This window comes from Priestia megaterium (assembly GCF_041941685.1).
Taxonomy (GTDB): domain Bacteria; phylum Bacillota; class Bacilli; order Bacillales; family Bacillaceae_H; genus Priestia; species Priestia megaterium_C.
In genome coordinates this window covers 4,976,748-4,990,533 of sequence record NZ_CP130958.1, presented here as the reverse complement: position 1 = coordinate 4,990,533, position 13,786 = coordinate 4,976,748, and the positions used below count along the sequence as shown (strand labels likewise).

Here is a 13,786-nt window from a genome sequence, read left to right as displayed (position 1 = left end):
ATGAAAGAAAGGAAGAAAAACGTGTCTGAACTTACGAAATGGAAAGAGCAGTTGGAAACAGTTTTATCTGATTTTTTAGCACAAGTGCAGTTGTCTTCAGAACATACACTTGTCATTGGATGCAGTACGAGCGAGGTAATTGGTGAAAAAATAGGAACCGCAGGCGCAATGGAAGTCGCAGAAATGATTTTTGATACACTAGCAGATTTTCGAAAAAAAACGGGTGTCCACTTAGCATTTCAATGCTGTGAACATCTCAATCGAGCACTGGTAGTAGAAAGAGAATTAGCTCGCAAAGAGCGTTTAGAAATCGTTAGTGTTGTGCCTATTCATAAAGCAGGCGGAGCGATGGCTACACAGGCCTATGGCCAGCTTAAAGATCCCGTTTTGGTAGAGTTTATTAAAGCTGATGCCGGTATTGATATTGGAGATACATTCATTGGTATGCATTTAAAGCATGTCGCAGTACCCGTTCGTTGTACGTTAAATGCAGTTGGACACGCTCATGTTACTTTAGCAAAGACGCGCCCAAAACTAATTGGTGGAATGAGAGCGTTTTACGAACTTTTGTAATTAAATATATTAAAATAATACACATTTTTTCTTTTTTATTCTAAATAAATCATGTTACAATGTAGTTGAATCAACAAATAACGAACATTGTGAATACGAAATGAGGAGAGGATTTTGATGGAGAAACAACTAATGCAACAAGATCCAGCAGTTTATAATGCGATCAAGGATGAATTACAAAGACAACGTACTAAGATTGAGCTAATTGCTTCAGAAAACTTTGTAACAACAGCGGTAATGGAAGCACAAGGTTCAGTTTTAACAAATAAATATGCTGAAGGCTATCCAGCTAAACGTTACTACGGCGGTTGTGAACACGTAGACGTAGTAGAAGACTTAGCTCGTGATCGTGCAAAAGAAATTTTCGGAGCAGAGCACGTGAATGTTCAACCTCACTCAGGTGCACAAGCAAACATGGCTGTATACTTCACTGTTTTAGAGGCTGGAGACACAGTACTTGGTATGAATTTATCGCACGGCGGTCACTTAACGCACGGAAGTCCTGTTAACTTTAGTGGTGTTCAGTACAATTTCATCGAATATGGCGTAGATCGTGAAACACATCGTATTAACTATGATGATGTATTAGAAAAAGCTCGTACACATAAACCAAAATTAATTGTGGCTGGTGCAAGCGCATATCCACGCGCAATCGACTTCAAGCGTTTCCGTGAAATCGCTGATGAAGTAGGCGCTTATTTAATGGTAGACATGGCTCACATTGCTGGTCTAGTAGCTGCAGGACTTCATCAAAATCCTGTGCCACATGCTCATTTCGTTACAACTACAACACATAAAACACTACGCGGACCACGCGGCGGTATGATTTTATGTAAAGAAGAATTTGTGAAAAAGATTGATAAGTCAATCTTCCCTGGTATTCAAGGTGGTCCATTGATGCACGTTATCGCTGCAAAAGCAGTAGCATTTGGTGAAGCATTACAAGATGACTTTAAGCACTATGCTCAAAATATCATCGACAATGCTAATCGTTTAGCAGAAGGATTAAAGAAAGAAGGATTTGCTCTTGTATCTGAAGGAACAGACAATCACCTTGTGTTAATCGATGTAAGCTCAATGAATTTGACAGGTAAAGTAGCTGAAAAAGCACTTGATGATGTAGGTATTACAACAAACAAAAATACAATTCCTTACGATGAGCAAAGCCCATTTGTAACAAGCGGTATCCGTATTGGTACAGCTGCGGTTACAACTCGCGGATTTGGCTTAGAAGAGATGGATGAAATTGCTTCTATCATCGGATTAACGCTTAAAAATATTGAAGATGAAGAAAAGCTAGCTGAAGCTAAAACACGCGTTGAAGCTTTAACAAGCAAGTTTGAAATGTATAAATCACTTTAAGAGAGACAGGCCTTTGTGCCTGTTTTTTTATGGAGAAAGTGGTAGCAATTCAATCATTTTTTGAATAATGCTTGAACTCAAAAACTTTTTTCTGTAAAATGAATGCAATGTATAAATTTAATTAGCAAGAGATATGTTTTTACTAGTACGTACCATTCAATTCGTTGAATGGTATTTTAATGTGTACATCTTTATATATAAGGAGAGATATCAATGGGCAAAGTATACGTATTTGATCACCCGCTTATTCAACACAAATTAACTTACATACGCGATGTAAAAACGGGAACGAAAGAGTTTCGTGAATTAGTTGATGAAGTGGCAAGCTTAATGGCTTTTGAAGCGACACGTGATTTACCGCTAGAAGACGTTGAAATTGAAACACCGGTTTGCAAAACAAAGTCAAAAGTTATTGCAGGGAAAAAGCTTGGTATCGTTCCAATTCTTCGTGCTGGTATCGGCATGGTAGATGGATTTTTAAAACTAATGCCAGCTGCTAAAGTTGGACACGTTGGCTTATATCGTGATCCAGAAACATTACAGCCTGTTGAATATTATGTAAAGCTGCCTAATGATGTAGAAGAGCGTGACTTTATTGTAGTAGATCCTATGCTTGCAACAGGAGGGTCAGCTGTAGAAGCAATCAACTCTCTTAAAAAAAGAGGCGCCAAAAACATTAAATTTATGTGTTTAATTGCTGCTCCTGAAGGCGTGGAAATCGTAAAAGAAGCACACCCTGACGTAGATATTTACATTGCGGCATTAGATGAAAAGTTAAATGACCATGGATATATTGTTCCAGGTTTAGGTGATGCAGGGGATCGTTTATTCGGTACAAAATAATTTGTAGATTCGGGTGATGAACATGAAGCAGCCAATTAAAGTAATGACGATATTCGGGACAAGACCAGAAGCAATTAAAATGGCCCCTCTAGTGCTAGAACTTAAAAAGCGACCGGAGGAGTTCGAAGCGATTGTTACAGTAACGGCTCAGCACCGTGAAATGTTAGACCAAGTATTGAGCATTTTTGACATTCAGCCTGACTATGACCTTAACATTATGAAAGATCGCCAAACTCTTATGGACGTAACGACCAGAGGATTAGAAGGTTTGGACGACGTAATGAAAAAAGTAAAGCCGGACATCGTACTTGTACACGGCGATACAACTACGACGTTTATTGCCGGACTAGCAGCTTTTTATAATCAAATTCAGGTGGGACATGTTGAAGCAGGTTTGCGCACATGGAATAAATATTCTCCATATCCGGAAGAAATGAACCGTCAGCTTACAGGCGTTCTCGCTGATTTGCACTTTGCTCCAACAGATAAGTCTGCAGCTAATTTGCAAGCAGAGAATAAAAAAGAAGAGCGAATCTTTGTGACTGGAAACACAGCTATCGATGCGTTAAAAACGACAGTAAAAGAGACATATGAGCATGAAGTGTTAACGAAATTGGGAGATGATCGTCTTATTTTATTAACGGCGCATCGCCGCGAAAATTTAGGCGAACCAATGAAAAACATGTTCCGTGCTGTTAAACGTATTGTGGATGAACATGAAGATGTGCAAGTTGTGTATCCTGTTCATTTGAATCCGGTAGTTAGAGAAACAGCAAACGATATCTTAGGAAATGACCGACGCATTCATTTAATTGAACCGTTAGATGTAATTGATTTCCATAACTTCGCTGAGCGCGCTCATATTATTTTGACAGATTCGGGCGGTGTTCAAGAAGAAGCTCCTTCATTAGGCGTACCTGTATTGGTACTTCGTGATACAACAGAGCGACCGGAAGGAATTGAAGCAGGAACCCTCAAACTAGCAGGAACGGAAGAAGAAACGATTTATACGCTAGCAAAAGAGCTGTTAATAGATGAAGACGTATATAAGCAAATGTCACAAGCATCGAATCCTTACGGAGACGGCTTAGCTTCTAAACGTATTTGTGATGCTATTAGCTACTATTTTAACCGCCGTGAAAACAGACCGGAAGCTTTTAATCCACTTTCGTAAGATTTCTAAACACCTTTCACATGAAAAGTGTCTCTTTGAGACACGATAGTGTGAGAGGTGTTTTTTATGTGGATTAAATGGTTAATGATTAGCTTTATATTAGGAAGCGGGGGAGGGCAAATGTCGCTCAATCCGACATTTCCTTCTATAAAACAAGAAATGAATCATCAGGAAAAATCAATAATTGTCATGATTGAAAAAGAAAAATTCGCGAAATTTAAAAGTCAGCTACAAAAAAATTATCCTAATATAAAGATTAAGAGCGAATTTCACACGGTGTTTACAGGACTTTCATTAAACGGCTCCATCTCGGATTTGGAAAAACTATCTCATAATCCTTCTATTATTGGTTCACATTCTATTAAAAAATACCAGGTTGCAGAAGAAAATAGCGTAACCTTCATTGGCTCAGAACAGGTAAGAGGCTTATTTGATACTTATAATCAGCGCTTAACAGGAAAAGGGATCAAAGTAGGCGTCATCGATACGGGTGTTGATTATTCTCATCCCGATTTAAAACAAACCTATAGGGGAGGATATGATGTAATAGATAAAGATTATGAGCCGATGGAAACCACTCGGGAGCAAGGAGAGCCTACTCTGCATGGCACTCATGTAGCTGGTATTATTGCAGCAAATGGAAATATTAAAGGTGTAGCACCTCAAGCGGAGATCTACGCATACCGAGCTCTTGGACCTGGTGGAGCTGGAACATCTGAAAGCGTTATTCTAGCTATCGAAAAAGCAATTCAAGATGATGTAGATATTATTAATTTATCATTAGGAAATGATGTGAATGGCCCTGATTTACCAACAAGCTTAGCGTTAGATCGAGCTGTTGAAAAAGGAATTGTAACGGTTACATCTAGCGGCAATTCAGGTCCAGGTTTATGGACCGTGGGCTCTCCAGGTACAGCGGGAAAAGCTATTTCGGTTGGCGCTTCTGTTTCCCCGACAACAGTTCAATTTCTAACAATTGGATTTAACAAAGAAAAAATTATGATGGCGCCAGTAGAAGGGTCTCGTCCATGGACGTTTAATCAAACGCTGCGTGTAATAAATGAAGAATACTTCAAAGAGCAAAAGCATGCGTTGGGTAACGTCATTTTGCTAAAAGCAGAAGGAAATGCGGTTGAAAAAAAGATTAAACAAGCTGAACAGGCAGGAGCAAAAGCCGTTATTTTATATAGCCCGACTGAAAAAAGCATAATCGGTAAACTACAAGAGTCAGTAAATATTCCAGTGATATGGGTAAGTAAAAAAAGCGGTGATACCATTAATCAACACATTCAGTCTCAACAGCCATACTTACGCACTGGCAAGCAAGTGGTGCAAGACTTGCTCACATCTTTCAGTTCAAGAGGACCTGTAACGACTACTTGGGGAATCAAGCCGGACGTCGTCGCACCTGGTTACTTCATTAATAGTACAGTTCCTGGGGGATATGAACGCATGCATGGAACAAGTATGGCTGCGCCCCATGTAGCTGGAGCGTGCGCTCTTATTTTACAAGCTCACCCGAACTGGTCTCCTGAACAAGTCAAAGCTTCATTGATGAACACAAGTAAAGTAATGCAGCAGCTAAATGGCCAAACGTATCGCGTATATGAACAAGGAGCCGGGAGAATTCAAATAGCAAAAGCTGTCACAGCAGACTCTTTATTTTATCCATCTTCTTTATCTTTCGGTATTTTTACGCGCCCATCAAAGAAAGTCTTATCATTTAAAATTGATAACCAGTCTGATAAAGCAAAAACGTATCGCTTAAACGTTCCGAAAAGGGATGAAGGAGTGAACTGGGTTGTTCCATTACCCGTCACGGTGCCGCCCCATCAGACAAAAGAAATAGCTGTCACTTTATCGGTGCAGCCCCGTTTTAAAAATAAAGGTATATATGACGGATATTTGGAAATAAATGATTCACGTGAAACATTTTCGCTTCCTTATATGTACATGGTTAGCATTCCAGATTATCCTCGTGTCATGGGATTGCAAGTAGCAGCGGAAAAAGAGAAAAATACGTACAGCTATGAACTGTTTTTGCCTGAAGGAGCAGAAGAATTAGGCGTTGCTCTTTTTGATAAGCAGTCTTTACAGTTTATATCGTATTTAGATGTTGACGTTGATGTAGAAAGAGGCATGAGAAAACGAAAAATAACGATTGATGAATCGTTTGTACCGGGGGCGTACCAAATATTTGCATTTGTGAAAAAGCATAGACAAGAACAGGTTGTACACAGTACAATAACGATTGAATGAACCTCTTTAAATGTTTTCATTTGAAGAGGTTTTATGTGTGGCAGAAATGTGAACAATAAGAAGAGATTGTGAAGTTTTTAGCTTAAACACATTGACATTAAATATACGCTATTGTATGCTTACAGGGAATATAAATGATAAGGTTTTCAACCTGTGAAAACCGTTGATATTTCTGCGTATTTTATTAGCTGTTTTTACCTTTTTTAGCAATTTTTTTTGCCTTTCTATCATATATTGAGCTATAAAAACGATAGAGAATTCGGAAAAAAGAAAATTTTGCAAAAGGGGTATGAGCTTATGAAAGATCGCAACCGTCATCCTTTGCAAGCGATGGCATTAGTGTCAATCATTCTATCACAGTTAGCAGGTTCAGTCTTAATTGGCTTATTCTTTGGAAGATGGGCTGATCAATGGCTTGACACCGAACCACTATTTTTGATTTTAGGCCTTCTTTTAGGGCTAGCAGCAGGTGTTTTTATGATGCTGCGGACAGTCCACCATTTTTTTTCAGGAGATTAATAATTCATGCAGGATTTGCAGCACGTTTTTCCAAGACTTCGTTCATACATATTGTATTTGTTAGCATTATACGTTCTCGGCTGGGGATTTACAAGTTATAAGGCTGTTTTTGCAGGTTTAATTTTAGGAACCGCCCTGAGTTTGTATAATTTGTGGAACTTAGTAAGAAAGTTTGAGCAGTTTGGACAGGCGTTGGATGAGGGGAAAAAGCCCCGTTCAATTGGGACTGTTGTAAGATTTGCAACAGCTGCTCTCGCAGTTGTGATTACCATCTCTTATCCAAAAACCTTTCATATTATTAGTGTAGTTGTGGGATTAATGACGTATTATGTTGTCATTATCATAGATTTAGTTGTTCAAAATATGCGTAGAAGATAGAAAGAGAGGTGAACACAGTTGGGTCATGAATCACCAACTATAGAGTTTCTAGGCCTTACTTTTAGTCAAAGTAACTTGCTTATGGTTACCGTAGCTTCTGTTATTGTATTCTTAATTGCAGTTTTATGTACTCGTACTCTTGCTATGAAGCCAAGCGGTGCACAAAACTTTATTGAATGGGTCTTAGATTTTGTTAAAGGACTCGTTAATAGCAATATGGATTGGAAAACAGGTGGCCGCTTTTTGACGCTAGGTGTAACTTTACTTATGTACATTTTTGTGTCAAATATGTTGGGTCTTCCATTTGCCATCGTGATTGACCATAACTTATGGTGGAAATCGCCAACCGCTGATCCAGCAATTACGCTGACGTTAGCCGTTATGGTAGTTGTACTATCACATTATTATGGCATTAAAATGCGAGGTTTCTCTGCATACACGAAAGATTACTTCAAGCCAATGGCATTTTTATTCCCGCTTAAGATTATCGAGGAGTTTGCCAATACGTTAACGCTTGGCCTTCGTCTTTACGGTAATATTTATGCTGGGGAAATTTTGTTAAGCTTGCTAGCTGGTTTAGCAACAACAGGCTTCCTAGGTACAATTGGAGCTGCTATTCCAATGCTTTTATGGCAAGGATTCAGTATTTTTGTAGGCGCAATTCAGGCCTTCATTTTCACAATGTTAACGATGGTTTATTTATCTCACAAAGTGAGTAGCGACCATTAATTTATAAAGCTTTGTTCAAGTAATACCCAATTTGGACAAAACAAAACTTAGTTAAACAAAATCATATATATTAAGGGAGGACTTTATAAAATGGGTTTAATAGCATCTGCAATTGCGATTGGTTTAGCGGCACTAGGTGCTGGTATTGGTAACGGTCTTATCGTTTCTAAGACGATTGAAGGCACAGCTCGCCAACCAGAAGCACGTGGTACATTAACTTCAATGATGTTCGTTGGGGTTGCCTTAGTTGAGGCGCTTCCAATTATCGCCGTAGTTATTGCATTCATGGTACAAGGTAAATAATAATGTGTTACATGTGGCGAAGATCATTCAAAAGAACCTTCGCCATTACTTTATGTCTTTAATAAGTAAATTATATATGTGGAGTCTCTGAAGGGAGTGAACATGGCCGTGTCGAACATGTTTGTGTTAGGAGCAGCAGGCATTAATGGTGGAGATATTCTTTTCCAATTAGTGATGTTCCTTATCCTACTTGCGTTACTTCAAAAATTCGCGTTTGGTCCTGTAATGGGAATCATGAAAAAACGTGAAGAGCATATTGCCGGTGAGATTGATGAAGCAGAAAAGCAAAATGAGGAAGCGAAGAAGCTTGTTGAAGAGCAGCGTGAAATCTTAAAGCAATCTCGTCAAGAAGTGCAAGTAATGATGGAAAACGCTAGAAAGTCTGCAGAAGATAAAAAAGAAGAAATCATTGCGGCAGCACGCGAAGAGTCTGAGCGTCTAAAAGCTGCAGCGAAAAAAGAAATCGAACAGCAAAAAGATCAAGCAGTTGCCGCGTTACGTGAGCAAGTTGCTTCATTATCTGTTTTAATTGCGTCGAAAGTTATTGAAAAAGAACTTTCTGAACAAGATCAAGAGAAGTTAATTCATGAATATATCCAAGAAGTAGGGGATGTACGATGAGTCAACCAGCTGTAGCCAAACGCTATGCACTAGCTCTTTTTCAATTAGCAACAGAAAAACAGATGATCGATGAAATGCAAGACCAGCTACAAATCGTTGAAGAGGTGTTTGCTAAAACACCTGAATTAATGGATGTATTAACTCATCCAAAAATTACAATTGAGCGAAAAAAACAGTTTGTAAGTGAGGCATTTGCTGAACTTTCACCAACTGTTCAACATACGGTTCTTCTATTATTAGAGCGTCACCGCATTCAAATTGTTAGCCAAATGGTACAAGAGTATCGTTTCCTAGCGAACGAAGTACGTGGCGTGGCAGATGCAACTGTTTATTCTGTCAAACCTTTAAGTGCAGATGAGAAAAGAGCAATCTCGCAATCATTTGCTTCTAAAGTTGGAAAACATACTTTAAATATTTCAAATATAGTAGATAAAAGCCTAATCGGCGGCGTGAAGCTTCGCATTGGTAATCGTATCTATGATGGCAGCATTAGCAGCAAATTAGAAACGATCCACCGAGGACTTCTTGCACACAGATCGTAGATAGGGGTGAAATTCATGAGCATCAAAGCTGAAGAAATTAGTGCGCTGATCAAGCAGCAAATTGAAAACTATCAGTCTGAGATTAAAGTGAGTGATGTAGGTACTGTTATACAAGTTGGGGACGGTATCGCACGTGCTCATGGCCTCGACAATGTCATGGCTGGAGAACTGGTTGAATTTTCAAATGGTGTCATGGGAATGGCACAAAACTTAGAAGAAAACAATGTAGGTATCATTATTTTAGGACCATATACGGAAATTCGTGAAGGTGACGAAGTTCGCCGTACAGGACGCATCATGGAAGTTCCAGTAGGGGAGCAGTTAATCGGTCGTGTTGTTAACTCATTAGGTCAGCCAGTAGACGGCTTAGGCCCAGTAGAAACAACAAAAACACGTCCAATTGAAGGTGCTGCACCTGGCGTTATGGATCGTAAATCAGTACATGAGCCGCTTCAAACAGGTATCAAGGCGATTGACGCACTTGTACCGATCGGTCGTGGACAGCGTGAGTTAATTATCGGTGACCGTCAAACGGGTAAAACATCGGTAGCAATCGATACAATCTTAAACCAAAAAGATCAAGATATGGTATGTATCTATGTAGCGATTGGCCAAAAAGAATCAACAGTTCGTAACGTAGTAGAGACATTACGTAAACACGGTGCTCTAGATTACACAATCGTTGTAACAGCATCAGCTTCACAACCAGCTCCACTATTATTCTTAGCGCCATACGCTGGGGTAACAATGGGTGAAGAGTTTATGTATAACGGTAAGCACGTACTTGTTATTTACGATGACTTAACAAAACAAGCATCAGCTTATCGTGAACTTTCATTACTATTACGCCGTCCTCCAGGTCGTGAAGCGTATCCAGGGGATGTATTCTACCTGCACTCTCGTTTATTAGAGCGTGCGGCAAAGTTATCGGACGCAAAAGGTGGAGGTTCATTAACAGCTCTTCCATTTATTGAAACGCAAGCAGGAGACGTATCTGCTTATATCCCAACGAACGTAATTTCGATTACAGACGGACAAATTTTCTTACAGTCAGATCTATTCTTCTCAGGCGTACGTCCTGCGATTAATGCTGGTCTTTCTGTATCACGTGTAGGGGGATCTGCACAAATTAAAGCAATGAAAAAGGTAGCAGGTACACTGCGTCTAGACCTTGCATCTTATCGTGAGCTTGAATCGTTTGCTCAGTTCGGTTCTGATCTTGACCAAGCAACTCAAGCAAAATTAAATCGAGGAGCGCGTACAGTTGAAATCTTAAAACAAGGCTTACACAAACCGCTTCGCGTAGAAAAACAAGTAGCTGTGCTTTACGCATTAACAAAAGGCTTCTTAGATGATGTTCCAGTATCAGATATTACACGCTTTGAAGACGAGTACTTAACATGGTTAGAATCAAACCGTAAAGAAGTACTCGAATCAATCCGTACAACTGGTGGCCTTCCTGAAGCTGGCGTATTCGAATCAGCACTTGAAGAATTCAAGAAAACATTTATTGCATCTGAATAATATATTGTCAGCATGGTATGTTAAGACAATCTTTCAATAAGGTGAAGGTGAACATTTGTTCACCTTTCATACCACGTGATCTTCTAAAACAAGGTGGTGAAACCTTTGGCATCATTACGTGATATACAAACTCGAATCACATCGACGAAAAAAACGAGCCAGATTACGAAAGCAATGGAAATGGTTTCAGCTGCAAAGCTGAATAGAGCGGAACAAAATGCAAAATCGTTTGTTCCATACATGGAAAAAATTCAAGAGGTAGTCTCAAGCGTAGCCCTAGGCAGCAGAGGCGCTTCACATCCAATGTTAACTGCGCGCAGCGTGAAGAAGACTGGTTATATCGTAATCACTTCAGATCGCGGTCTAGCAGGAGCATATAACAGTAATATTTTACGAAAAGTATCTCAAGCTATTGAAGAACGCCATCAATCACCTGATGAATATGGCGTGATTGCAATTGGACGAGTAGGGAGAGATTTCTTCGTAAAACGCGGTATTCCGGTTTTGCTTGAAATCACAGGCTTAGCAGATCAGCCAGCTTTTGCTGACATTCAAGGAATCGCTTCACAAACAGTTCAAATGTTTGCGGACGGTACGTTTGATGAACTTTACTTATACTACAATCACTTTATCAATACGATTTCACAAGAAGTGACGGAGAAGAAGCTATTGCCTCTAACAGATCTTCAACCTTCTGGTAAACTTGTTGGTTATGAATTTGAACCATCACAAGAAGAGATTTTAGAAGTATTACTTCCTCAGTATGCAGAGAGTTTAATTTACGGTGGCCTGCTTGATGGAAAAGCAAGTGAGCATGCTGCTCGTATGACAGCGATGAAAAGTGCAACAGACAACGCAAAAGATCTTATCAATAATCTTACATTGTCATATAACCGTGCACGTCAAGCGGCAATTACCCAGGAAATTACGGAAATTGTTGGCGGAGCGGCAGCGTTAGAATAGAAAGTTTAATGGAAAAGCAAGTTAGGAGGGAACACGATGACAAAAGGACGCGTTACTCAAATCATGGGTCCAGTTGTAGACGTAAAGTTTGACAACGGACACCTTCCGGCAATTTATAACGCCCTTAAAATTTCACATAAACCGAGCAGTGCAAGTGAAGTTGCAATCGAATTAACATTAGAAGTTGCGATTCACTTAGGTGATAACACAGTTCGTACAGTAGCAATGTCATCCACTGATGGCTTAGTTCGTGGATTAGAAGTAGAAGATACAGGTGCAGCAATCTCAGTACCAGTTGGTGACGTTACGTTAGGTCGTGTATTTAACGTATTAGGTGAAAAAATCGACTTAGATGCCCCGATCGATGCAGGTGCACGTCGTGATCCAATCCACCGTCAAGCACCAAAGTTCGAAAATCTATCTACACAAGCTGAAATTCTTGAAACAGGTATTAAAGTAGTAGACTTATTAGCTCCTTACATTAAAGGTGGAAAAATCGGTCTATTCGGTGGTGCCGGTGTAGGTAAAACAGTATTAATTCAAGAGTTAATCAATAACATTGCTCAAGAGCACGGCGGTATTTCTGTATTCGCTGGTGTAGGTGAGCGTACGCGTGAAGGTAATGACTTATACCATGAAATGACAGATTCTGGTGTTATTAAGAAGACGGCTATGGTATTTGGACAAATGAATGAGCCACCTGGTGCACGTCAACGTGTTGCATTAACAGGATTAACAATGGCAGAATACTTCCGTGACGAACAAGGTCAAGACGTATTATTCTTTATCGATAATATCTTCCGTTTCACACAAGCGGGTTCAGAAGTATCAGCATTACTTGGCCGTATGCCATCAGCAGTAGGTTATCAGCCAACATTAGCGACAGAAATGGGTCAGCTTCAAGAGCGTATCACGTCAACAAGCGTAGGTTCTGTAACATCGATTCAAGCGATTTACGTACCAGCCGATGACTATACGGATCCAGCTCCAGCGACAACATTTGCTCACTTAGATGCAACAACAAACTTAGAGCGTAAATTATCAGAGATGGGTATTTACCCTGCGGTAGATCCATTAGCATCTACATCTCGCGCTTTATCTCCTGAAATTGTTGGAGAAGAGCACTATGCAATTGCGCGTCAAGTTCAACAAACGTTACAGCGTTATAAAGAGTTACAAGATATCATTGCAATCCTAGGTATGGATGAGTTATCTGATGAAGATAAACTTGTTGTACAACGTGCTCGTCGCGTTCAATTCTTCTTGTCTCAAAACTTCCACGTAGCAGAACAATTTACAGGTCAAAAAGGTTCTTATGTTCCTGTAAAAGAAACTGTTAAAGGATTTAAAGAGATCTTGGAAGGTAAATACGATCATTTACCTGAAGATGCGTTCCGTTTAGTTGGCCGCATTGAAGAAGTTATTGAAAATGCGAAACGTATGGGAGTAGAAGTTTAATTTAAGGGACATAGGAGGTTTTTTAAATGAAGACAATCCATGTCAGTGTAGTGACTCCTGATGGCCCAGTTTACGAATCAGAAGTGGAAATGGTAAGTACCCGAGCACAGAGCGGTGAGCTTGGTATTTTACATGGACATATTCCGATGGTTGCTCCTTTACAAATTGGAGCCGTCCGCTTGAAGAAAGCAAGCAGTACAGAACTTGTGGCTGTTAGCGGAGGATTTCTTGAAGTAAGACCTGACAAAGTAACAATTCTTGCACAGGCTGCTGAAACAGCTGAAGCGATTGACGTAGCTCGTGCAGAAGAAGCGAAAAAGCGCGCTGAAATGCGCCTTGATAGCAAACAAGACGACGTTGATGTTAAGCGTGCTGAAATTGCCTTAAAACGGGCAGTCAATCGTTTAGATATTAGTCAGCGTAAGTTCTAAAAAAAGCCCTCTCAAACGAATGAGAGGGCTTTTTTGCTCTATTATACAAAAGGGGAAGAGCAAATAGCATTTATCTATGATTATATATTCCATTTAACTAAGCGCAT

Annotated in this window: 15 protein-coding genes; all 15 read left to right on the top strand. The window is 39.8% G+C overall.

Going from position 1 to position 13,786, the window contains the following annotated elements; translation table 11 throughout:
- Positions 1-573, top strand: coding sequence for a TIGR01440 family protein (locus tag Q5794_RS26455; protein WP_215054854.1), 573 nt, complete (start codon positions 1-3; stop codon positions 571-573).
- Positions 574-690: 117 nt separating this feature from the next.
- Entirely contained in the window at positions 691-1,935 is a 1,245-nt protein-coding gene (gene glyA / locus Q5794_RS26450) for a serine hydroxymethyltransferase (protein ID WP_374988564.1), read from the top strand.
- Positions 1,936-2,148: 213 nt separating this feature from the next.
- A complete protein-coding gene (gene upp / locus Q5794_RS26445; protein ID WP_013059810.1) occupies positions 2,149-2,778 on the top strand; it encodes a uracil phosphoribosyltransferase in 630 nt (209 codons plus the stop codon).
- 22 nt (positions 2,779-2,800) lie between these two features.
- Complete coding sequence (gene wecB / locus Q5794_RS26440) at positions 2,801-3,952, top strand: non-hydrolyzing UDP-N-acetylglucosamine 2-epimerase (RefSeq protein ID WP_215054853.1); 1,152 nt, start codon at positions 2,801-2,803, stop codon at positions 3,950-3,952.
- Between the two features lie 66 nt (positions 3,953-4,018).
- Complete coding sequence (locus Q5794_RS26435; protein ID WP_215054852.1) at positions 4,019-6,211, top strand: S8 family serine peptidase; 2,193 nt, start codon at positions 4,019-4,021, stop codon at positions 6,209-6,211.
- A gap of 297 nt (positions 6,212-6,508) precedes the next feature.
- On the top strand, positions 6,509-6,730 hold the full coding sequence (locus Q5794_RS26430; RefSeq protein ID WP_215054851.1) for an AtpZ/AtpI family protein: 222 nt from the start codon (positions 6,509-6,511) through the stop codon (positions 6,728-6,730).
- Between the two features lie 6 nt (positions 6,731-6,736).
- Positions 6,737-7,108, top strand: a complete 372-nt coding sequence (locus tag Q5794_RS26425) for an ATP synthase subunit I (RefSeq protein ID WP_013059806.1) — start codon at positions 6,737-6,739, stop codon at positions 7,106-7,108.
- Positions 7,109-7,126: 18 nt separating this feature from the next.
- Entirely contained in the window at positions 7,127-7,837 is a 711-nt protein-coding gene (atpB, locus tag Q5794_RS26420) for a F0F1 ATP synthase subunit A (RefSeq protein ID WP_013059805.1), read from the top strand.
- 90 nt (positions 7,838-7,927) lie between these two features.
- On the top strand, positions 7,928-8,140 hold the full coding sequence (gene atpE, locus Q5794_RS26415; RefSeq protein ID WP_013059804.1) for a F0F1 ATP synthase subunit C: 213 nt from the start codon (positions 7,928-7,930) through the stop codon (positions 8,138-8,140).
- A gap of 102 nt (positions 8,141-8,242) precedes the next feature.
- Positions 8,243-8,761: a F0F1 ATP synthase subunit B gene (locus Q5794_RS26410; protein WP_215054850.1), complete on the top strand. Its 519-nt coding sequence runs from the start codon at positions 8,243-8,245 to the stop codon at positions 8,759-8,761.
- On the top strand, positions 8,758-9,303 hold the full coding sequence (locus tag Q5794_RS26405) for a F0F1 ATP synthase subunit delta (RefSeq protein ID WP_013085462.1): 546 nt from the start codon (positions 8,758-8,760) through the stop codon (positions 9,301-9,303). Before Q5794_RS26410 ends, Q5794_RS26405 begins: the two co-directional genes overlap by 4 nt.
- A 15-nt stretch (positions 9,304-9,318) precedes the next feature.
- Positions 9,319-10,827, top strand: a complete 1,509-nt coding sequence (gene atpA, locus Q5794_RS26400) for a F0F1 ATP synthase subunit alpha (protein WP_013085461.1) — start codon at positions 9,319-9,321, stop codon at positions 10,825-10,827.
- A 105-nt stretch (positions 10,828-10,932) separates the two neighbouring features.
- The gene (locus Q5794_RS26395) at positions 10,933-11,790 is read left to right on the top strand and encodes a F0F1 ATP synthase subunit gamma (protein ID WP_013059800.1); all 858 of its coding nucleotides are present in this window, start codon (positions 10,933-10,935) and stop codon (positions 11,788-11,790) included.
- A gap of 36 nt (positions 11,791-11,826) precedes the next feature.
- Complete coding sequence (atpD, locus tag Q5794_RS26390; RefSeq protein ID WP_013059799.1) at positions 11,827-13,248, top strand: F0F1 ATP synthase subunit beta; 1,422 nt, start codon at positions 11,827-11,829, stop codon at positions 13,246-13,248.
- Positions 13,249-13,274: 26 nt separating this feature from the next.
- Positions 13,275-13,679, top strand: a complete 405-nt coding sequence (locus Q5794_RS26385; protein WP_028411988.1) for a F0F1 ATP synthase subunit epsilon — start codon at positions 13,275-13,277, stop codon at positions 13,677-13,679.
- The last annotated feature ends 107 nt before the right edge of the window (positions 13,680-13,786 follow it).